Genomic DNA, 19,554 nt, shown 5'->3' on the forward strand with positions numbered 1-19,554 from the left:
CTGGTGGGCCCGCACGGACTTGAACCGTGGACCAAAGGATTATGAGTCCTCTGCTCTAACCAACTGAGCTACAGGCCCGAAAACGCTTAGTTACTGCCGTTGTCGAGGAAACTGCGCAGCTTGTCCGAACGCGACGGATGACGCAGCTTGCGCAGGGCTTTGGCTTCGATCTGGCGGATGCGCTCGCGGGTGACGTCGAACTGCTTGCCGACTTCTTCCAGCGTGTGGTCAGTGTTCATTTCGATGCCGAAGCGCATGCGCAGTACCTTGGCTTCGCGCGGCGTCAGCGTGTCGAGCACGTCCTTGGTAATGAAACGCAGGCTGGAGAAGAGCGCGGCGTCGGTCGGGGCGAGCGTTGCCGAGTCCTCGATGAAGTCGCCGAGATGCGAATCGTCGTCGTCGCCGATCGGCGTTTCCATCGAGATCGGCTCCTTGCTGATCTTGAGGATCTTGCGGATCTTCTCTTCCGGCATTTCCATCTTCTTGGCCAGCGTCGCGGGGTCGGCTTCGAGGCCGGTTTCCTGCAATATCTGGCGCGAGATGCGGTTCATCTTGTTGATCGTTTCGATCATGTGCACCGGGATGCGGATGGTGCGCGCCTGGTCGGCGATCGAGCGCGTGATGGCCTGGCGAATCCACCAGGTGGCGTAAGTCGAGAACTTGTAGCCGCGACGGTATTCGAACTTGTCGACGGCCTTCATCAGGCCGATGTTGCCTTCCTGGATCAGGTCGAGGAACTGCAGGCCGCGGTTGGTATATTTCTTGGCGATCGAGATGACCAGGCGCAGGTTGGCTTCGGTCATTTCGCGCTTGGCACGGCGCGCCTTGGCTTCACCGGTGGACATCTGCTTGTTGATGTCCTTCAGTTCCTTGAGCGGGATGCCAATGCGATCCTGCAGGGCGAGCAGTTTCTTCTGCTCTTCCTTGACGTTGGGTGCATTGCGCGTGAGAACCGGGGCGTAAGCCTTGCTGTTGGGGGAGGCCAGTTCGGCGTCGACCCAGTTGAGGTTAAGTTCGTTGCCGGGGAAGACCTTGATGAAGTGCGGGCGCGGCATGCGCACGGTATCGACGCAAATGCGCTGAATCTTGCGCTCGCAGGCCCGTACTTCCTCAACCATGGCGCGCACCGATTCGCACAGGCGCTCGATGGTCTTGGAGGTGAAGCGGATGCCCATCATCTCTTCCGAGATTTTCTGCTGCATCTTGAGATAGGTCTTGTCCTGAGAACCCTTCTTGAGTAGCGCGCTGTGCGCCTTGGCGTAATGCAGCTTGATGACTGAAAGCCTTTCCAGCCCTTCTTCCTTGAGCTTGAGCAGGGAAGCGGCAGCGGCGGCGCCTTCGGCGGCTTCGCTGTCTTCGCTTTCATCGCCCTCGACTTCGGCTTCTTCGTCTTCCGCCAGTTCCTCGATCATTTCGTCGGCGTTTTGGTTGATCAGGCCGTCGATCAATTCGTCGATGCGCATCTCGTCACAGGCAATCTTGTCGGAGCAACTGACGATTTCGGCAATCGTTGTCGGGCAGGCGGAGATGGCCTGGATCATGTGCTTGAGGCCGTCTTCGATACGCTTGGCGATTTCGATTTCGCCTTCGCGCGTGAGCAGTTCGACCGAGCCCATCTCACGCATGTACATGCGTACCGGGTCGGTGGTGCGACCGAATTCGGCGTCGACGGTCGACAGCGCCTGTTCGGCCTGCTCTTCAACGTCGGCGTCGTCGGCGGCTGCCGGCGGTGCGTTGTCGGACATGAGCAGTGTTTCGGCATCCGGCGCCTCGTCATAGACCTGGATACCCATGTCGTTGAAGGTGCTGATAATGCTTTCGATCTGCTCGGCATCGACGACGTCGTCCGGCAGGTGGTCGTTGACTTCAGCGTAAGTCAGGAAGCCACGTTCCTTGCCCAGCTTGATCAACGTTTTCAACCGCATCTTGCGCGTCTCATCGTCAACCGGTGAAGGCTGAACTCCGATTTGTGCCATCAGTTCGGCTGCTTTAGCCTTTGCCGTCTTGCTGCTTGTAGCCTTTTCCCTTGCCATGACCAATTCCCGGTTAGCGTTATATTGGAAAAACCCAAAATTTTATCACAATTTGGCTTGCTTTCGCCGGATCACCCGCGAGTACTCAGCGCCTGCAGGTAGTGCTGCTTCTCTTCGCTCGAAAGCCCGGCAACGCCGAGTCTGGAGGCTTTTTCCTGCAACACGGCGAATGCCCGCTTGTTTTCTCCCTCCAGCAGACGTTTGACCGCACCTTCAAACTCGACATCGATATCTTCCTCGGCAAAAGGTTGCTGCATCAATTCGGCGGCCGCTTCACGCAAAACAGGCTCGTGGTCGCTGCCACGCAGTCGTTCGAGCAATGTAGCGTAGCTTGGCGTTGGATCACCCGCCGCCAGTATCGTTTCACACCAATGTCTGAGCGCACGTGCTTCAGCCGAATTGCCGGGCAGCGCGTCAAGCGGCAGGCCTCCCGCCAGTTCCGGTTTCTGCAGCACCAGGCGCAACAGGGGGCGCAATAGCGAGGGTGCCTGCCTGGGCACCCGCGCCGGTGCGGATCGGGCAATCGGCCGCAAATCGCACAGGCGCTCTACTTCGGGCTGCGAAAACCCGCTGGCTTCGGCGAGCCTCTTGACCAACTGTAGCCTTAATAACGGCGTTTGCAAGCGTGCGAGCAGGGGTTTGGCCTCGGCCACCAGTCTGGCGCGCCCTTCGGCACTGGACAAATCGCAATGGGCGGACAGTTCGCGCAACAGAAACTCGGAAAGCGGCGTCGCCTGCGCGATCATGCGCTCGAAGGCCTCGGTGCCCTGACGGCGCACAAAGCTGTCGGGATCGTCGGCTTCGGGCAAAAAGACAAAGCCGATGCTTTTCTGCTCGGGCAAAGCTTCCAGGCTGTTTTCCAGCGCCCGCCAGGCGGCCTTGCGGCCTGCCGCGTCGCCGTCAAAGCAATAGACGATTTGATCGACCTGGCGCAGCAGCTTCTGCACGTGCGTTGCCGTGGTCGCCGTGCCAAGTGTCGCCACCGCGTTGCCGATGCCATGCTGGGCCAGCGCCACGACGTCCATATAGCCCTCGACGACTATCGCCATGTCCTTGTCGCGCAAAGCTGCGCGCGCCTGTGGCAGGCCGAATACTTCGCGCCCCTTTTCGAACAGCGGCGTTTCCGGCGAATTCAGATATTTCGGTTCGCCCTCGCCCAGCACCCGCCCGCCAAAGGCGATCACTTCGCCCTTCTGGTTCATGATCGGAAACATGACCCGGTCACGGAAGCGGTCGTAGAGGCGGCCCTGCTCGTTCTTGATGACCAGACCAGCCACCTGCAGTTCGCCGATGGTGTAATCCTCGAAAGCCGCACCAAGGCTTTGCCAGCCATCGGGCGCATAACCGATGGCGAATTTCAGGGCGATTTCGCCGCTGACACCCCGCCCCTTGAGGTAGTCGATGGCTTTCCCGGATTGCTTCAACTGCTCGTAGTAGTACTTTGCCGCACGCGCCATGATCTCGGTCAGGGCGGTGATTTTCGGGCCATCGTGCGCACGCCGGCCTTCGTCTTCCGGCACCTGCAGGCCGACGCGGTGCGCCAGTTCCTTGATCGCGTCGATGAAGCCCAGACCGGAATACTCCATGAGAAAGCCGATGGCCGTACCGTGCGCCCCGCAACCAAAGCAATGGTAGAACTGCTTCGTCGGGCTGACCGTGAACGAGGGCGATTTTTCGTTATGGAACGGACAGCAGGCAGCAAAATTGGCGCCCGCCTTCTTGAGCGGGACGTAGCCGTCGATCAGGTCGACGACGTCGACGCGGTGCAAAAGCTCCTGAATGAAGGATTCGGGGATCATAAGGGCAGTGAAGAGTGAGGAGTGAAGGGTGAGGTGTAAAACCGCAGTCCTGGTTTTACGTACAGCAAATCGTCTTTGCTCCCCACTCTTTTCTCCTTACTCCTGACTCCTCACTGCGGCGCGAGCGCCGCCTTCACCAGTTTGGAAACTTCGCTCATGTCGGCGCGGCCGGCCAGTTTCGGCTTGAGTACGGCCATCACCTTGCCCATGTCGCCAGGACCGGCCGCGCCGGTTTCGGCAACGGCGCTGGCCACGACGGCGGCGACTTCTTCGGCGGAAAGACCGGCGGGCATGTAGGCAGTGAGCAGTTCGGCCTCGAATTTTTCGGCGTCGGCAAGGTCCTGGCGTCCGGCCGCTTCGTATTGGGTGATCGAATCACGCCGCTGCTTGAGCATCTTGTCGATGACAGCGACGACCGCCGCATCGTCGAGCGCGATGCGCTCGTCGACTTCCTTCTGCTTGATCGCCGCCAGCAGGAGACGGATGGCGTCGCGTTTTCCCGTTTCGCCGGCGCGCATGGCGGACTTCATGTCTTCGGTAATACGCTCTTTCAGGGTCATCGCGAGTCTCCTTGTTGTACGGCGGGTGGGCGGACTTCAGGCCGGCGACAGGACGACAGGCCATAAATGCCAAAAGCCGCCCATCGTGAAACGGGCGGCTGATCGGCAATCTGCAATCCGGTATTAAAACAGCTTTGGCGGCAGGGTCTGGCTACGCATGCGCTTGTGATGGCGCTTGACCGCAGCGGCCAGTTTGCGCTTGCGCTCGGCAGTGGGTTTCTCGTAGAACTCGCGGGCACGCAACTCGGTCAGCAGACCGGTTTTTTCAACGGTGCGCTTGAAACGGCGAATCGCTACTTCGAACGGCTCATTTTCCTTCAGGCGAATGGCAGGCATTAACTCTATCCTAATTTCAAGAATCGACAGATTGCAATTGAGCCGGGCATTATAAACAAAGCCGGGTAAAAACACCAAGCGCTTTATTGTGTTTTCTCCGTAATCCGCAGGCGCTGTTAGAATGCCGCCAATGCTGATTCTTGGAATTGAATCCTCCTGCGATGAAACGGGGATTGCGCTATACGATACCGACGCAGGCGGCGTCCTGCTTTCGCACGCCCTGCACTCGCAGGTTCCGATGCACCAGGAATACGGCGGCGTTGTTCCCGAACTCGCCTCACGCGACCACATCCGCCGTGTCGTGCCCTTGCTGCGCAAGGTCATCGCCGATAGCGGGCGCTCGCTCAATGAGCTTGACGCGATCGCCTACACGCAAGGCCCCGGGCTGGCAGGCGCCTTGCTGGTCGGTGCCGCGTTTGCCGAGGGGTTGGCTTGCTCGCTCGGCATTCCGAGCGTGCCGGTACATCATCTCGAAGGCCATTTGCTCTCGCCGCTGCTTTCCCGCCGGCCGCCGGCCTTTCCCTTCATTGCCCTGCTGGTCTCGGGCGGACACAGCCAGTTGATGCAGGTTGGCGGCATTGGCCAGTACCAGCTTCTCGGTGAAACCCTGGACGATGCAGCCGGCGAAGCGTTCGACAAAACCGCCAAATTGCTTGGTCTGCCCTACCCCGGCGGCCCAGCACTGGCTGAACTGGCCGAGCACGGACAAGCGGATGCGGTAAAACTGCCGCGTCCGATGCTGCACTCGGGCGATCTGGACTTCAGCTTCAGTGGCCTGAAAACAGCCGTACTGACCAAAGTGCGCGCCATTGGATCACCCGACGCGCAACAACGCGCCGACATTGCACGGGGTTTTCAGGACGCGATCGTCGAGGTGCTGGTCAAGAAATCGATGCGTGCCGTAAAGGAAAGCGGCCTTGAACGGCTGGTTGTGGCCGGTGGCGTTGGCGCCAACCGCGAACTGCGCCGACACCTGGATGCGCAGGCGGCCAATGCGGGAATTTCCGTCTATTACCCCGAATTCGAGTTCTGCACCGATAACGGCGCGATGATTGCGCTGGCCGGTGCCTTACGCCTGCAAGCCGGCGCTACGCTCAAGCCGGCCGGCGCCTTCGCCGTGCGGGCACGCTGGCCGCTGGCTGAATTGACAGCCTGATCAGGGCCTGGCGCCGGTCTTCGGCTCGGTTCCCGCCATCAGGCGTTGCAGGTTTTGCCAGTGCTTGCCGATCAAGGCAATGGCCATGATGCCGACGGCCGGCAAGATGACATCGCTGCCCCAGAGAAAAAATGCAAATAGCGGTGCCGCCGCCGCAGCCACCAGCGCCGCCAGCGACGAGTAGCGCAGCATAAGGAAAACGAACAGCCAGGTCGCGAAGGTTGCCAAACCCAGCCAGGGGTCCAGCGCCAGCAACACGCCGGCGGCCGTGGCCACGCCTTTACCCCCTTTGAATTTCAGGAACACCGGGTACAGGTGTCCGAAGAAGACGGCCAGCGCGACGAGTCCGACGAAGCCCTCGCCAAAGCCGAATACCGCGCCGTACGTGCGCGCCAGAAAAACCGCCAGCCAGCCCTTGCTCAGATCGCCGAGCAAGGTCATGGCGGCGGCGCCCTTGTGGCCGCTACGCAGCACGTTGGTCGCTCCCGGATTCTTCGAGCCGTAACTGCGCGGATCGGCCAGCCCGAAAAGGCGGCTGCTGACCACGGCGAACGGAACGGAGCCCAAAAGATAGGCCATTACGAGGGCTGAAAGAGCGATCAGGACATTGGACATGGAGGAATCCCGGAAAAACGAATGAGGGGTGGGTTAGCGGTTAGAATGCGCACACTGGCAGGCACGGCTTTCCAGCCAGACCAACGATTTTACACTGACCAGACAGACTGCCGCATGGACATCATCTTTATCGACGAGCTTCGTGTCTCCACACTGATCGGCATATATCCGCGTGAGAAGGTCATGCCGCAGACGGTCGAGATGTCCTTGCAGATCGGCACCGTGACGACCAGTGCCGGAGCCAGTGACGATATCGGTGACACCATCGATTACGCGATGGTCGTCGAACGACTGCGCGCCGAACTGGCAACACAGCATTTCAATCTGCTTGAGAAACTCGCCGAGTATGTGGCCAGGCTTCTGCTTGACGACTTCGGCGCCACCTGGGTGCGCGTTTCGATTGCCAAACTGGGCATGATGCCTGGCGTGCGGCGCGTCGGCGTCGTAATAGAACGCGGCGAATCGAACTGATCAGCCTTTTAACGCCACTTCGACAATTACGGGCGACAGCGCACGCAGCAGGTCGTGCGGATGCACGCCGACGAGGAAGCCGCGGCGACCGCCGTTGATGTAGATCAACGGCAAATCGAGGATGCTTTTCTCGATGCAGACCGGCATTTTCTTTTTGGTAGCGAAGGGGCTGGTTCCGCCGACCAGATAACCGGTATGCCGATGCGCGACTTCCGGCTTGCACGGTTCGACCTTCTTGCAGCCGATCTGTCGGGCCAGTTCTTTGGTCGATACCTTGCAATCGCCATGCATCAACACGATCAAGGGTTTGGCCGACTCGTCCTGCATCACCAGCGTCTTGACAACAGCATGTTCGTCGACATTGAGTTCGCGCGACGAAATTTTTGTTCCGCCGTGCTCTTCATAGTCATAACGATGCGTGGAGTGGGCAATGCCGTGCCGATGCAGAAAATCCGTCGCCGGGGTTTCAGGTGCGTTTTCCGATCTCATGGTTTTCTCCGGTAGCATGACTTGACGTCCCAAGCATAACAGAGGCGCTACAGTTCAAGCTTCAGCCGCGCGGGTGGTGCTGGGCGTGCAGCGATTTGAGCCGTTCGCGGGCAATGTGCGTATAAATCTGCGTGGTCGAAATATCCGAGTGCCCGAGCAGTAACTGCACCACCCGCAGATCGGCGCCGTGATTAAGCAAATGCGTGGCAAAGGCATGGCGAAGGACATGCGGAGACAGCCGGGCGGGATCCATTCCCGACAACACGGCATAACGCTTGATCAGTTGCCAGAAAGCCTGGCGCGTCATCGCAAACCCCCGCGCCGTGACAAACAGATCATTGCTTTGCCGTTTGTCGAGCAGCTCCGGACGGGCCTCGGCAAGATAGCGACGCATCCAGTCGATGGCTTCCTCGCCGAGCGGCACCAGACGTTCCTTGCTGCCCTTGCCGAACACCCGTACCACGCCCATGTCGAAATTCACTTCGTGCAGTTTCAGCCCGACCAGTTCGGAAACGCGCAAACCGGTGGCATACAGCGTTTCGAGCATGGCGCGGTCGCGCTGGCCGAGCGTCGTAGTGCTCGGTGGTGCCGCCAGCAGGGATTCAACCTGTGCTTCGGAAAGCACCTTGGGCAGACGCGAGGGCTTGACCGGCATGGAAATCTTCAGTGTCGGGTCGGTGCTGATGCGTCCGTGTGCCAGCAGGTAACGGTAGAAGCGCCGTAAGGTCGAAATGTAGCGCGCCTGCGAAGTGGCACGCAGCGTTTTCGAGAGCGCTGCGACAAAGCGTAGCAGGGCCAGTTCGTCGGCCTTGCAAATCGGGGCGAGCTTCTGCTCGTTCAGCCAGTTCGAAAAATGAATCAGATCGCTGCGATAACTGGAGAGCGACGCCTTGGCCAGCCCGTCTTCCAGCCACAGGGTGTCGCAGAAGGCATCAATTTCTGCGCGGTCATTCGGTTCGGCTTCAGCAAGCTTCATGCGCCAGTAGCCAGCGCTTCACGTCGAGCATGAAACCGCCGCCGCGCCGCGCAAAACCGCCCAGGCCGCCGCCCGTGGCAATGACCCGATGACAGGGAACGACAAGCGGGAATGGGTTGGCGCCACAGGCCTGGCCAACGGCGCGCGGCGCGTTGTGCAGGGCTTTGGCCAACTCGCCGTAGGTTCGCGTCTGATGGTTGGGAATGGTAGCGATCTGCTCCCAGACGCGACGCTGAAAGGCCGTTCCGGACGGGCGTAGCGGTAGCGCAAAGCTAAACCCGGCGTCGGCGAAATAAGCGCGCAACTGGCGTACGGCTTCTGTGGCCAGCGCGTTCTTTGGTAAAACCTCGGCGCACGGCTCAAGATATTCGAGCGCATGGATTTCATGCTCGTCGCAGCGCACGCCGATGCAAAAGCCCGGCGCGGCAACGAGGGCCTGGTACGTGTGACCGTTTTGCCGTGGCATGGCGGGTCGATCAGGACGCCTTGCCGAGCAGCGCCTGTTTGAGGTCGTCCTGCACCGGCTTGTTGCCCAGCCATATTTTCAGCAGCGCCCTGTAGAAATCCTCGCCGGCAATATCCTTGCCTTTGGCTTGACCGTTGACGCTCAGTCGAGTCCCGCTTTCAGGGATCCAGTCGATCAGGACGCTGGTACCGGTTTTCGCTTCGCCAACCGAAAGCATGGCTTCGGAAAACAGCTTCAATCTGTCCTTGAGCGTCTCCATTTCAGCTTCGGAATGGTTGTTGGCGACGCCTTCCTGCAGCGCGTCGACGAACTGCTGCGCCGAAAGATCGCGCAGCAGACTGATGGAAACCCGCTTCGCACCTTTGGCCGACAGTACCGCATCGGCCTCGCCCTGCTTCTCTGGCAGATAGAGCGCCATCGCATAGACCTTGAAGAAGGCCTTCTTGCGCAGTCCGGCCCCGTTGACCACGACATCGCTGTTTCCAAGTTTGCTCCTGTCATCGAACCTGACGCCGGCGACCTCCACCGCATACGCAAGGTTCACGACCAGCAGAGCGACCAGCACGATCATCAGTTGTTTCATTTGTTGTTTCATTTTGTCTCCTTTGTCATGAATTGAGTGATGCACCCGGGGATTCAACTACGCACCTGCCCATTGCCGAGCACGATCCATTTCTGGCTGGTCAGCCCTTCAAGCCCGACCGGTCCGCGGGCATGGATCTTGTCGGTCGAGATGCCGATTTCCGCACCCAGTCCGTATTCGAATCCATCGGCAAAACGTGTCGAGGCGTTGACCATGACCGACGCCGAATCGACCTCGCGCAGGAAACGCATTGCATTGCTGTAGTTCTCGCTGACGATGGTTTCGGTGTGATGCGATCCGTAACGATTGATGTGCTCGATCGCCTCGCCAAGGCCGGACACCACCTTGACCGAGATGATCGGCGCCAGGAATTCTGTGGCGTAGTCTTCCTCGCTCGCTGCCGTGGCTTCCTTTACCAGAGCCTGCGTTTCGGCACAGCCACGAATCTCGACGCCCTTGGCCGTGAGCATGGCGGCAATCGGCGGCAGCAGTCGGGCGGCGACGGAGCGCGCAACGAGCAGCGATTCCGCCGTGTTGCAGGTGCCGTAGCGCTGCGTCTTCGAGTTGTCGACGATGGACAGCGCCATGTCGGCATCGGCATCCTCGTCGATATAGATGTGGCAGTTGCCGTCCAGATGCTGGATCATCGGCACCCGTGACTCGGCCAGCAGCCGCGAAATCAGACCCTTGCCGCCGCGCGGAACGATTACATCGACGAATTCCCGCATCGTAATCAGGTGGCCGACGGCGGCACGATCGGTGGTGTCGATGACCTGCACGACATGTGCCGGCAGGTCGGCTGCCGCCAACCCTTCGTGAACCAGCGCGGCGATGGCGCGATTGCTGCGGATGGCCTCGGACCCGCCACGCAAAATGGCGGCGTTACCCGACTTCAGGCACAGCGCAGCGGCATCGGCCGTAACGTTGGGACGCGCTTCGTAGATGATGCCGATGACGCCGAGCGGGACGCGCATCCTGCCGACCTGAATGCCACTCGGACGAAATTTCAACTCGCTGATCTCGCCAACCGGGTCGGGCAGCGCGGCGACCTGCTCGACGCCCTCGGCCATGGCGACGATGTCTTTCCCGGTGAGTGTCAGACGGTCGAGCATGGCCGGCTCAAGGCCGGCAGCGCGAGCTGCCGCCAAATCTTCCTGGTTGGCGGCGATCAGCGCAGCGGATTCGCGTCGGATAGCCGCAGCGATGGTGCGCAAGGCGTCATTCTTGACCTTGCTGTCGGCGCGGGCGATGGCGCGCGAGGCTTCGCGTGCCTGGCGACCTACCTTCTGCATATAATTCTGGATGTCCATGCTTGCCTTGTTTGATTAAGGTGAAAGTCTTGCGCGCGACTGATAAAACACGGTTCGCCTGACTGGAAGTGCCGTGTCCTGGCTGCCGTCTTTTGCTGGCCGGCCTGAATGGCAGGCGGATGCAGCATAAGGGTCCGTGTTGAAGAAAAAGGGCATGTCATCGAATTCCATCAGGCCGGGTGGTGCCAATTCCATTGCCGACAGGGTCAAAACCTGATTATAGCCACCATCAAATAAAAACCTTACAGGAACCATCGGTAAAAACTGCACTCTTAGTGTTACTCAATGTTACAGACTGCCCATTATGAGCCCAAAACTGATCGTCCCCGCCGAGGTAAAAATTTGTGGAACCTGCAGCTACTGGGACGGTGAACGCAAGGTCGACTCCGAGCTGCGGATCGTCGTGGTCGATGACTGTAGCGAGGGGGAGTGTCTGGTACACGGCAAATGTTGCAACGGACTCAACCATGAGGACGAATTGAACGAAGAATGCATCTGGGAGCATCTGGCTCCTGACGAGTCGATCGGCAAGGAAAAATAAGCCTGTCCGGCGTTTCAGCCTGCACCGGCGCAAATATCCAGGCCGAGGCGCAGAAACTCATCCCACACATCCCCCGTCCCGGCGCCCTTGATCATCCGGTCAATCCCTGCGGCATGCGCCAGCGCGGCATTGGCCCTGGCGCCGTCGATCCGCTGCAGGGCACGCTTGAACAGCGACTGACGCGCACCCCATACACGAGCTTCCTTGAGCAATACGTCGAGTGGCTGGCGTGCATTCAGCCCGGCCTTGACCTGTGCCAGCGCTCGCACCTCTTCGGTCAGCGCCCAGAGTACCAGAAGCGGCGCCTCGCCTTCCTGCTGCAAACCGTCCAGCGTGCGTGTCAGGCGTGTCACATCACCGGCCAGGAGTGCTTCACGCAGACCATCGAGGTCGTAGCGGGCGACATTGAGTACCGCCTCCTGCACCTGCTGCAAAGTCAGTTTTCCGGCCGGATAGAGCAAAGCAAGCTTGAGGATTTCCTGATGCGCGGCGAGCAGGTTGCCCTCGACACGCTCGGCAATGAAGCGCAGCCCCTCGTTATCGCTGCTCTGTTGCTGGCGGCGCAGGCGAGCCGCAATCCAGGCCGGCAACTCAGCCAGATTGGGAGGAATCAGCTTGACGGCGACACCCGCCTCGGCCAGAGCCTTCAGCCAGACGGCCTTTTCCTCGCTCCAGTCGAGGCCGGGAAGCGTCACCAGCAGAAGCACATCGGGGGACGGATGCACGCAGTAGTCCTGGAGTGCCGAGCTACCCTCGCGCCCTGGCTTGCCTGTCGGAATGCGCAGATCAATCAGCGTGCGGCCCCCGAACAGCGACATGTTGCCTGCCGCGTGGTGCAATTCGAGCCAGTTGAATCCGGGAAGTGCGCTGAGCACTTCACGCTCGTCGTAACCCTGGTGGCGGGCCGCTGCACGAATCGCATCGGCCGCTTCAATCACCAGCAGGGGTTCGTCGCCGTAGACGACGTAAACCGGCTTCAGCTCACTTTCAAGGTGGGCTGCAAGCTGCTCGCCCTTGAGCTGCATTGCGTCCCTACTCCGCAGGCGCCTGAAAATCCGGCTTGCTTGCCGCCAGACGGCGCATTAACTGCTGCACCAGATCGTTCTCCATGTCCCGCCAGAGCAGTTCCTCTTCCTGTGTCTTGGCCAGCACGTCCGAGTCGGAATACGTCAGATCGCGGCTCAGTTCGACCATGCCGGGCAATACCAGATCGCGGCCCTTGCTATCGGTGATACGGTAGCCAAAGCGATAACGTAGCCGTTTTTCACGTACCCGACCGCCACTGGATAAGGCGAGAATGATTGGCAGCTTCTCCTCGATTGTCGGCACGAAAGTCGCCTGCGCGTCCGCAGCGGTATCGGCCAGGCGGGTTGATCCCGAGGCCCGGATGGCGCGCTTCAAGCTGGCATTGATCAGCGAATAGTCTGCACCGCTCAGATAAATACTCTCGTAGGGCAAGGTATAGGAACCGCGCAACTGAAAGCCGCAGCCGGCAATGGCCGTCATCAGCAGTAGAAAGAGGTTTAAACGAAGCGTTGAGCGCAGCACGACATTCCTCCGGGTTTCAGACGACGATATTGACCAGCCGGCCAGGCACGACGATCAGCTTGCCGGGCGCTTTTCCTGCCAGATGCTTCTGTGCCACTTCGCAGGCCAGTGTCGCCTTTTCAATGGCGGCCCTGTCGGCCCCGGCGGGGACGCGCAGGCTGCCGCGCAGCTTGCCATTGACTTGCAGCATCAGCTCGATTTCATCCTGTACCAGAGCAGTAGCATCGGCTTGCGGAAAGCGCTGGGCACCCGCCATCTGTCCGGGCCTGAGTTCGGCGTAGAGCGCTTCGCAGACATGCGGCACGATCGGATAGAGCATCAGCACCACGGCTTCCAGCGTCTCCTGCCTGAGCGCACGTGCGCTCGCCGAATCCTCAGCGAGCCGGGCATAGGCATTTAGCAACTCCATCACGGCGGCGATGGCCGTGTTGAACTGCTTGCGCCGGCCATAGTCGTCCGTCACCTTGCCAATGACCTGGTGCAACTGGCGACGGAAGGTTTTCAGTTCCGCCGAAAGTTCCCCGCCCGTACAGGCGGCAACCAGACCGCCGGAAACATGCTCGAAGACGATTCGCCAGACGCGCTTGAGGAAACGGAAAGCGCCTTCAACTCCGGCGTCGGACCATTCGAGCGATTGATCCGGGGGCGAGGCGAACATGATGAACAGGCGCGCCGTGTCGGCGCCAAACTGATCGATCAGCGCCTGCGGGTCGACGCCGTTGTTCTTCGACTTCGACATTTTCTCGGTGCCGCCAACGACGACCGGCAGACCGTCGGCACGCAAGGTGGCGGCGAGCGCTCGCCCCCGCTCGTCGCTGGTGAATTCGACATCGGCCGGGTTGATCCAGTCCTTCTTGCCGTTCGCATCCTCGCGATAGAAGGTCGGCGCAACGACCATGCCCTGCGTCAGCAGATTGGCAAAGGGTTCGTCGAGTCCGGCCTCGCCAAACAGGCCGGTATCGCGCATCAGTTTGGTCCAGAAACGCGAGTAGAGCAGATGCAGGATGGCGTGCTCGATGCCACCGATATACTGGTCGATGCCGCCCTTGCACCAGTAGTTGACGCGCTCGTCGACCATCGCTTGATCGTTGTCCGGACAGCAGAAGCGCAGGAAGTACCACGAGGATTCGACGAAGGTATCCATCGTGTCGGTCTCGCGCCGCGCCGGCTTGCCGCACTTCGGGCAACTACATTCGTAGAACTCCGGCATCCGGGCCAGCGGACTGCCGGCACCGGTGACCGTCACGTTCTCCGGCAATACCACCGGCAACTGCTCGTCAGGTACCGGCACATCGCCGCAATCGGCGCAGTGGATGATCGGGATCGGGCAGCCCCAGTAACGCTGACGCGAGATGCCCCAGTCGCGCAGGCGGAACTGAGTACGCTTGGCACCGAGCCCCCTGGCCGCAAGATCGCCGGCAATCGCATCGAACGCCGACTGGAAATCAAGGCCATCGTACTTGCCGGAATTGACGCAAATGCCTGGTTCAGCGTAGGCCTCGTCCCAGGGCGCGCTGACAGCATTATAGGCACCGGCCGGGGAGCCAATAACCATGCGGATCTCCAGCTCATATTTGGTGGCAAAGGCAAAGTCGCGCTCGTCGTGCGCCGGAACGGCCATCACCGCACCTTCGCCGTAACCCATCAGCACGTAGTTGGCGACCCATACCGGCAGCTTCTCGCCATTGAGCGGATGGACGACAAAGAGGCCGGTCGGCATGCCCTTCTTCTCCATCGTCGCCATGTCGGCCTCGGCCACACCGCCACGCTTGCATTCCTCGATGAATTCCCGCAGTTCGGGATTATTCACCGCCGCCTGTGTGGCCAGCGCATGCTCGGCGGCCACGGCAACGTATGTCGCTCCCATCAGCGTATCGGGGCGCGTGGTGTACACCTTGAGCACGCCTTCGCCACCGATCGACGCCACATCGTAAGGAAAGCCCACATCGCAACCGAAGCTCTTGCCGATCCAGTTCTTCTGCATCAGCCTGACCTGTTCCGGCCAGCCGCCAAGTTTGTCGAGGTCAGCCAGCAGCTCGTCGGCGTAGGCGGTGATCTTCATGCAGTACATCGGGATTTCGCGCTTCTCGATCAGTGCGCCCGAACGCCAGCCACGACCGTCGATGACCTGCTCGTTGGCCAGCACGGTCTGGTCTTCCGGGTCCCAATTGACCGTGCCAAGACGCTTGTAGATCAGTCCTTTTTTATAGAGGCGGGTAAACAGCCACTGCTCCCAGCGGTAGTAGTCCGGCTTGCAGGTGGCCAGCTCGCGATCCCAGTCGATGGCAAACCCGAGTCGCTTGAGCTGCCCCTTCATGTACTCGATGTTGGCGTAGGTCCATTGCGCCGGCGGCACCCTGTTCTGGATCGCCGCATTCTCGGCTGGCATGCCGAAGGCATCCCAGCCCATTGGCTGCATGACGTTGAAGCCCTGCATCGTGTGGAAGCGCGCCAGCACGTCGCCGATCGTGTAGTTGCGCACATGCCCCATGTGCAATTTGCCCGAGGGATAGGGGAACATCGACAGACAGTAGTACTTGGGCCTGCTTGCATCCTCGATGGCGCGCGCGGCACCGATCCGGTTCCAGTGCGCCTGCGCGGCGAGTTCGATCTCCTGGGGCTGGTATTTTTCCTGCATGGCTGGTGACGGTCAGAATGGACTAAACCGCGAATTATACGCGGTTTGTCCAGGCCGGCCGGCCTCAACCCTGGCGGCCGACAGCCAGCGATCAACCGCGCGGATCGGGAACAAATCCGCCGGGGAAGGGGTTCGGCGCGGGGTTCGTTCTACCGTAGTGCGGCGGGCGCGGAATGACGCCCTGGGCGAGCAGGTTGGCGCGGCTGTTGTAGTAAATGGTGACGATTTCGGACGGCGTATCGCTGGCACGGCGGAACTCGGTGTACTGCGTTGGCGCGCTGATCCGTTCGCCATGACCGGTACCCAGCCGACCTTCCGCCTTCTTGCTCAGCGCTTCGCTGCGTTCCGGCGCCGCGCTCGGCGGGGCACTGGCCGGGGCGCTGGCCCGGGATTGCGATTGGTCCGACTCGTTGCCCGCAGCGTGGTCGGCGCGATCAGCACTGCCCTGCTCGACACGCTCGCGGGCCGAGAATGCAGCTTGCGCCGGGGGCGGCAGCGGATCGGCTTCGCGATAGACGGCGACGCCAATCACCCCGACGTTCTGCGGGCGATCGGTGCGCGCGGCGTAGCTGTCGGCGATGCTGGTGAAGTAAAAGGCCGCGACGTCGTCCATGCTCTTGCGCCAGCCGCTGATCTCGGCGGCCTGCCAGGGTGAAATCACATAACCCGATTGCGATGTGGCGGCGGTCTGGCCGTTCAGCGCATTGACGCCATCGACCGAGATCACGGTCAATACGCGGCCACCACTCTTGTTACGCAAATTGACGGCATAGCGGTTGCCCGGTGTTCCGGCAACGTAGAGCCGGCCCTGATGGCGATAGACTTCCAGTTTTTCTCCCGTAGTGCGATCGGTGACGCTGACGTCGACCAGCGTTCCGGCATCGGCAATGCTGATGCAGGCGGCCAGGCAAAACGGGGCAAGCAGGGTGGCAAACTTCTTCATGACGGTCTCCTTGAGTGAGTAGGTGACCGTGTAAACGCAGGCTTTGCTCGAACGGGGTTAAATCACTTACGAAATTCTTCAGGCAACCGGTAATCGGGGTGGGCGCGGCGGAATTCGGCAAGCTGACGTTCTGCTTCTTCGCTTTTTCCTGCGCTGCGCAGGGCGCGAATTTCTTCGAGCCAGAGTTCCGGGGTGCGTGTGCCGTCAGCCCGTGATTTTGCCAACGGCGCGGCGGCCGGGCGGGCTGCGGAAAATTCGGGTGCGGCACGCAATTCAACGCGGCCCGCGGCTTGATTGGCGGCATTGGCTGCGGCGGGCGCAGCGCTTTCAGCCTTGTCGGCCGCAGCAGGGGCCGCCGGCGCCTGCTCGGTGGCAATTCTTGAAGCGCGCGAAGCATCGCGTTCGCGGCTATCGGAACTCGGCAGCGGCCTGCTTTCCTTGACGCTCGGGGCCGCCGGTGCCTGCATCGTTCTGGCCGGCGCGGAGGCTTCAGCCTGCTTCTTGCTCTGCGCTTCGACGCGGTCCTGCATGCTTTCTGAGCGAGGCTGTTCGACGCCGGGCTGCGTTGAGAGTTCGCCGGGCTGGCGCTCGACGAGCAGCGTCAGCGTGACCGTCAGCATGACGGTGGTGAGCAGCGTGAGCGGCATGCGCCAGCGTTGCCACCAGCCGGTGCGTCGCGTACCAGGCGGGCGAGCCGTGACGGCCTGCCGGGCGCGCTCAAGAATGTCTTGGTCGATGGCCGCAGAAGGCTCGGCTTGCGCATGCTCGCGGTAAAGCCGGGAGACTTGCGGGTCGGTCGGGAGGTCCTGGCGCGGCTCGGTCATAACAGATCCTGCAGCGAATGGCGGAGTTTGCCCAGCGCATAGCGTAGCCTGCTTTTGCTGGTTTCGCGACTGGTCGCCGTTGCGGCGGCGATTTCTTCGAGCGTCAGCCCGCCTTCCTCCGCCAGCAGGAAGGCTTCGCGCTGCGGGGCGGGCAGTTCAGCCAGCGCCTGATCGATGCGTTGCGCCGTTGCCCTCCGCTCGTGCAGCGCCTGCGGCGTTTGCTCAAGCGGAGCCGCCTGGTTGCCGATGATGTCTTCGCCATCCGCTTCGTTCCCGGAATTGGCTTTTTCGTAGCGTGTGGCGATTTCAGGGGCATTTTTCCGGTAGTGATCGATCAGCCGGTGGTGAGCGATGCGAAAGATCCAGGTCGAGAATTTGGCCAGGGGTTCGTATTCGGCACGGGCATTGACCACCTTGATCCAGACCTCCTGGTAAAGCTCTTCGGCAAACGCCTGGCTGCCGCACTGATGGGCAAGATAGCGATGCAGCGAGCCGCGATAGCGACGGTAAAGGCTTTCAAAAGCCCTTGCGTCGCCGTCGCGGTAGGCCAGCATCAGCCGCTCATCGCTCAGTTCTTCGTGCATGCCGGCAGTCTAGCGCCCGCCGTCGCAAACTCAAAATGCCGCATTGGCGCGCGCATTGACGTACTGTCCAAGGCACATTCCGGCGACTCCGGATTGAACTGGGAAACAGCAGTCAAATGCGAAAATTGGCCGCAACACTATGTCTGGAGAGTGCTTGGCCCTCACCCCATCCCTCTCCCGCAGGAGAGGGGGTTTGCACCCTTCGCCCTGCGGGCTAATCTATGCACACATCTTTTGTAGCCAATTTCCAGCCTTGGCAGATCGCCGAGAGGCGCTGCAATCCATGAAGCATGGTGATGGGGCCGGGCTTGGCTTCAGAAGCATAGCCCTTCCACCCACCCAGACGCGCAATGACCCATGCGGCTTGGGCAAGGGAGCCTGTACGGTGAGGGTTTTTCTGCTTTTGCGTTTTTCCTTCAAGGGTCGGCCGTATGCGCTGCAAGACTTCGATCTCGTCCGCATTGAATACGTCGGCGGCTTGAACGGCACTGTGTCCGTCGCGGGCCAAGGTCAATTGCATGGTGAGCACCGCCGCCTGAATGGCCAGACAGGCCAGCTTGGTCAGTCCCGCCGCAGTTTCAACCTGGCTGGACTCAAGGTTCAAGCCTTGCTTCTTCAAGGTTCGGAACAGTTGTTCGATGTGCCAGCGCTGCCGGTACCAGTCGACGCATTGCAAGGCCTCCTCAAGACATGCGATACGGTGCGTGGTCAGCAGGCGCCAGTGGATGGGCGCTTCATTGCCCACCACGCTGCCTGGCAATTCTTTGACTTCAACAACGCTCAATTCAATCTGCGGCGGTGCGCTTTTGTCCGAGCAGGAGGCGGGACGCCGAATCGTGACACGCCCAAAGCGTACTTCCAGCGTGGCTCGGTGGGCGCTGCGCTTGCCCGGGCGGGCCGGCACGTCAAAGCAGTGGGTGCCTTGTGCGGGTTGCGCATCGATCCACGCATACAGTTTATCGCCAGCGGCCAGGGTGCGGTCACGGCAAGCACGCGTGAGCAGATGCGTGCGCTCGTCAGGCACCCTCGCCCATTCTTCATAGATATCGCTTTCCCGGTCGGCAATGATCGTCACCATTGCCGCTTCGGACAGGCATTTTTTGCCGGCTTCGGCGACGTCCAGCCAGCGGTAGGATTCCCTGTCTTCTATCGGGAGTTTCCGGTAATCGGGGGAGGCTTTGCCCGTCCTGATCCAGTGATGAATGTGCGCCAAGCCAAGACAGGCGCCATCACTGGCATCAACAACCAGCAAGGGGTGGAGAAACATGCCCACGTCGCTTCCATTCCCTACCGTGCCAAGGCCGCTGACGCGCCCTGCGTGGGCTTGGTGGTTCAGCTCTGTCGTGTCCTGGATCGCCAGCACATGCCGCCGCCCCGCAGCAATCGCTCCGGTTCGCTTACAGGCACTGTCGATCAACTGTGCAGGCGTCACTTTGTCATTCGCCAGCCAGCGACCATACTGCACCTCTCGCGCCCGGCTTCCTGCCAGTTGCCGAAGACAGACCGTCTGCTTCGACACCATGCTCTGCAACAGGGCCGCTCCGTTTTTTTTAACCGAACATCGCCAAAATCACCCACATCGTAGGTCTCAGCCCTCTCCAACTCGTGCACACCGTCCATGCCAATCCTCCGGGTATCATTCACCAAAAGATTCAAAGCAAAATGTGTGCATAGATTAGCCC

21 protein-coding genes and 1 tRNA gene are annotated in these 19,554 nt (G+C 60.7%); 3 read left to right on the forward strand and 19 right to left on the reverse strand.

The annotated features are described in order from the left end of the window. Position 1: 1 nt before the first annotated feature. The 5 genes from JNM42_RS13470 to rpsU all read right to left on the reverse strand — a co-directional run bounded on the left by JNM42_RS13470 (position 2) and on the right by rpsU (position 4,728). Positions 2-78, reverse strand: a tRNA-Ile gene (locus JNM42_RS13470). Positions 79-86: 8 nt separating this feature from the next. Next, entirely contained in the window at positions 87-1,976 is a 1,890-nt protein-coding gene (gene rpoD / locus JNM42_RS13475; RefSeq protein ID WP_294270867.1) for an RNA polymerase sigma factor RpoD, read from the reverse strand. Positions 1,977-2,104: 128 nt separating this feature from the next. Then, positions 2,105-3,832: a DNA primase gene (gene dnaG, locus JNM42_RS13480; protein WP_294270870.1), complete on the reverse strand. Its 1,728-nt coding sequence runs from the start codon at positions 3,830-3,832 to the stop codon at positions 2,105-2,107. Positions 3,833-3,942: 110 nt separating this feature from the next. Then, the gene (locus JNM42_RS13485) at positions 3,943-4,392 is read right to left on the reverse strand and encodes a GatB/YqeY domain-containing protein (protein ID WP_294270873.1); all 450 of its coding nucleotides are present in this window, start codon (positions 4,390-4,392) and stop codon (positions 3,943-3,945) included. Positions 4,393-4,515: 123 nt separating this feature from the next. After that, positions 4,516-4,728 carry a 30S ribosomal protein S21 gene (gene rpsU, locus JNM42_RS13490; RefSeq protein ID WP_294270876.1) on the reverse strand — a complete coding sequence of 71 codons (213 nt, stop codon included), beginning with the start codon at positions 4,726-4,728 and terminating at the stop codon, positions 4,516-4,518. Between the two features lie 130 nt (positions 4,729-4,858). On the opposite strand from rpsU, the gene tsaD reads away from it, so the two are divergent. Next, entirely contained in the window at positions 4,859-5,884 is a 1,026-nt protein-coding gene (tsaD, locus tag JNM42_RS13495; RefSeq protein ID WP_294270879.1) for a tRNA (adenosine(37)-N6)-threonylcarbamoyltransferase complex transferase subunit TsaD, read from the forward strand. Here the strand turns inward: tsaD and plsY are convergent, their stop codons facing one another. After that, a complete protein-coding gene (gene plsY / locus JNM42_RS13500) occupies positions 5,885-6,499 on the reverse strand; it encodes a glycerol-3-phosphate 1-O-acyltransferase PlsY (protein ID WP_294270882.1) in 615 nt (204 codons plus the stop codon). It lies immediately after the preceding gene. Positions 6,500-6,613: 114 nt separating this feature from the next. On the opposite strand from plsY, the gene JNM42_RS13505 reads away from it, so the two are divergent. Beyond that, a complete protein-coding gene (locus tag JNM42_RS13505; protein ID WP_294270885.1) occupies positions 6,614-6,970 on the forward strand; it encodes a dihydroneopterin aldolase in 357 nt (118 codons plus the stop codon). Here the strand turns inward: JNM42_RS13505 and ybaK are convergent, their stop codons facing one another. From ybaK to JNM42_RS13535, 6 genes are all read right to left on the reverse strand, one after another. Continuing rightward, positions 6,971-7,459 carry a Cys-tRNA(Pro) deacylase gene (gene ybaK, locus JNM42_RS13510; protein ID WP_294270889.1) on the reverse strand — a complete coding sequence of 163 codons (489 nt, stop codon included), beginning with the start codon at positions 7,457-7,459 and terminating at the stop codon, positions 6,971-6,973. It abuts the gene before it with no gap. Positions 7,460-7,520: 61 nt separating this feature from the next. Then, on the reverse strand, positions 7,521-8,435 hold the full coding sequence (xerD, locus tag JNM42_RS13515; protein WP_294270894.1) for a site-specific tyrosine recombinase XerD: 915 nt from the start codon (positions 8,433-8,435) through the stop codon (positions 7,521-7,523). Continuing rightward, positions 8,422-8,901: a methylated-DNA--[protein]-cysteine S-methyltransferase gene (locus JNM42_RS13520; RefSeq protein WP_294270896.1), complete on the reverse strand. Its 480-nt coding sequence runs from the start codon at positions 8,899-8,901 to the stop codon at positions 8,422-8,424. The genes xerD and JNM42_RS13520 overlap by 14 nt, the downstream gene beginning before the upstream one ends. 10 nt (positions 8,902-8,911) lie before the next feature. Further along, the gene (locus tag JNM42_RS13525; protein WP_294270899.1) at positions 8,912-9,496 is read right to left on the reverse strand and encodes a chalcone isomerase family protein; all 585 of its coding nucleotides are present in this window, start codon (positions 9,494-9,496) and stop codon (positions 8,912-8,914) included. A 41-nt stretch (positions 9,497-9,537) separates the two neighbouring features. Next, positions 9,538-10,794, reverse strand: a complete 1,257-nt coding sequence (locus JNM42_RS13530; RefSeq protein WP_294270902.1) for a glutamate-5-semialdehyde dehydrogenase — start codon at positions 10,792-10,794, stop codon at positions 9,538-9,540. Positions 10,795-10,809: 15 nt separating this feature from the next. After that, on the reverse strand, positions 10,810-11,049 hold the full coding sequence (locus tag JNM42_RS13535; protein WP_294270905.1) for a hypothetical protein: 240 nt from the start codon (positions 11,047-11,049) through the stop codon (positions 10,810-10,812). Between the two features lie 49 nt (positions 11,050-11,098). On the opposite strand from JNM42_RS13535, the gene JNM42_RS13540 reads away from it, so the two are divergent. Next, a complete protein-coding gene (locus JNM42_RS13540) occupies positions 11,099-11,335 on the forward strand; it encodes a hypothetical protein (RefSeq protein WP_294270908.1) in 237 nt (78 codons plus the stop codon). A gap of 14 nt (positions 11,336-11,349) precedes the next feature. Here JNM42_RS13540 and holA read toward each other — a convergent pair whose 3' ends face one another. The 7 genes from holA to JNM42_RS13575 form a co-directional block, all read right to left on the reverse strand. Next, on the reverse strand, positions 11,350-12,360 hold the full coding sequence (holA, locus tag JNM42_RS13545) for a DNA polymerase III subunit delta (RefSeq protein WP_294270910.1): 1,011 nt from the start codon (positions 12,358-12,360) through the stop codon (positions 11,350-11,352). 7 nt (positions 12,361-12,367) lie between these two features. Beyond that, entirely contained in the window at positions 12,368-12,883 is a 516-nt protein-coding gene (gene lptE, locus JNM42_RS13550; protein WP_294270913.1) for an LPS assembly lipoprotein LptE, read from the reverse strand. A 16-nt stretch (positions 12,884-12,899) separates the two neighbouring features. Then, a complete protein-coding gene (leuS, locus tag JNM42_RS13555; RefSeq protein WP_294270916.1) occupies positions 12,900-15,521 on the reverse strand; it encodes a leucine--tRNA ligase in 2,622 nt (873 codons plus the stop codon). Between the two features lie 91 nt (positions 15,522-15,612). Then, positions 15,613-16,464 (reverse strand): hypothetical protein, encoded by an 852-nt coding sequence (locus tag JNM42_RS13560; RefSeq protein ID WP_294270920.1) that lies wholly within the window; start codon positions 16,462-16,464, stop codon positions 15,613-15,615. A gap of 62 nt (positions 16,465-16,526) precedes the next feature. After that, positions 16,527-17,288, reverse strand: coding sequence for a hypothetical protein (locus JNM42_RS13565; protein WP_294270923.1), 762 nt, complete (start codon positions 17,286-17,288; stop codon positions 16,527-16,529). Next, on the reverse strand, positions 17,285-17,872 hold the full coding sequence (locus JNM42_RS13570) for a sigma-70 family RNA polymerase sigma factor (RefSeq protein ID WP_294270925.1): 588 nt from the start codon (positions 17,870-17,872) through the stop codon (positions 17,285-17,287). Before JNM42_RS13570 ends, JNM42_RS13565 begins: the two co-directional genes overlap by 4 nt. Before the next feature lie 214 nt (positions 17,873-18,086). Beyond that, positions 18,087-19,394 (reverse strand): IS4 family transposase, encoded by a 1,308-nt coding sequence (locus JNM42_RS13575; protein WP_294270927.1) that lies wholly within the window; start codon positions 19,392-19,394, stop codon positions 18,087-18,089. Between the last annotated feature and the right edge of the window lie 160 nt (positions 19,395-19,554).

The sequence above is a fragment of the Propionivibrio sp. genome (genome assembly GCF_016790145.1).
Classification (GTDB): domain Bacteria; phylum Pseudomonadota; class Gammaproteobacteria; order Burkholderiales; family Rhodocyclaceae; genus Propionivibrio.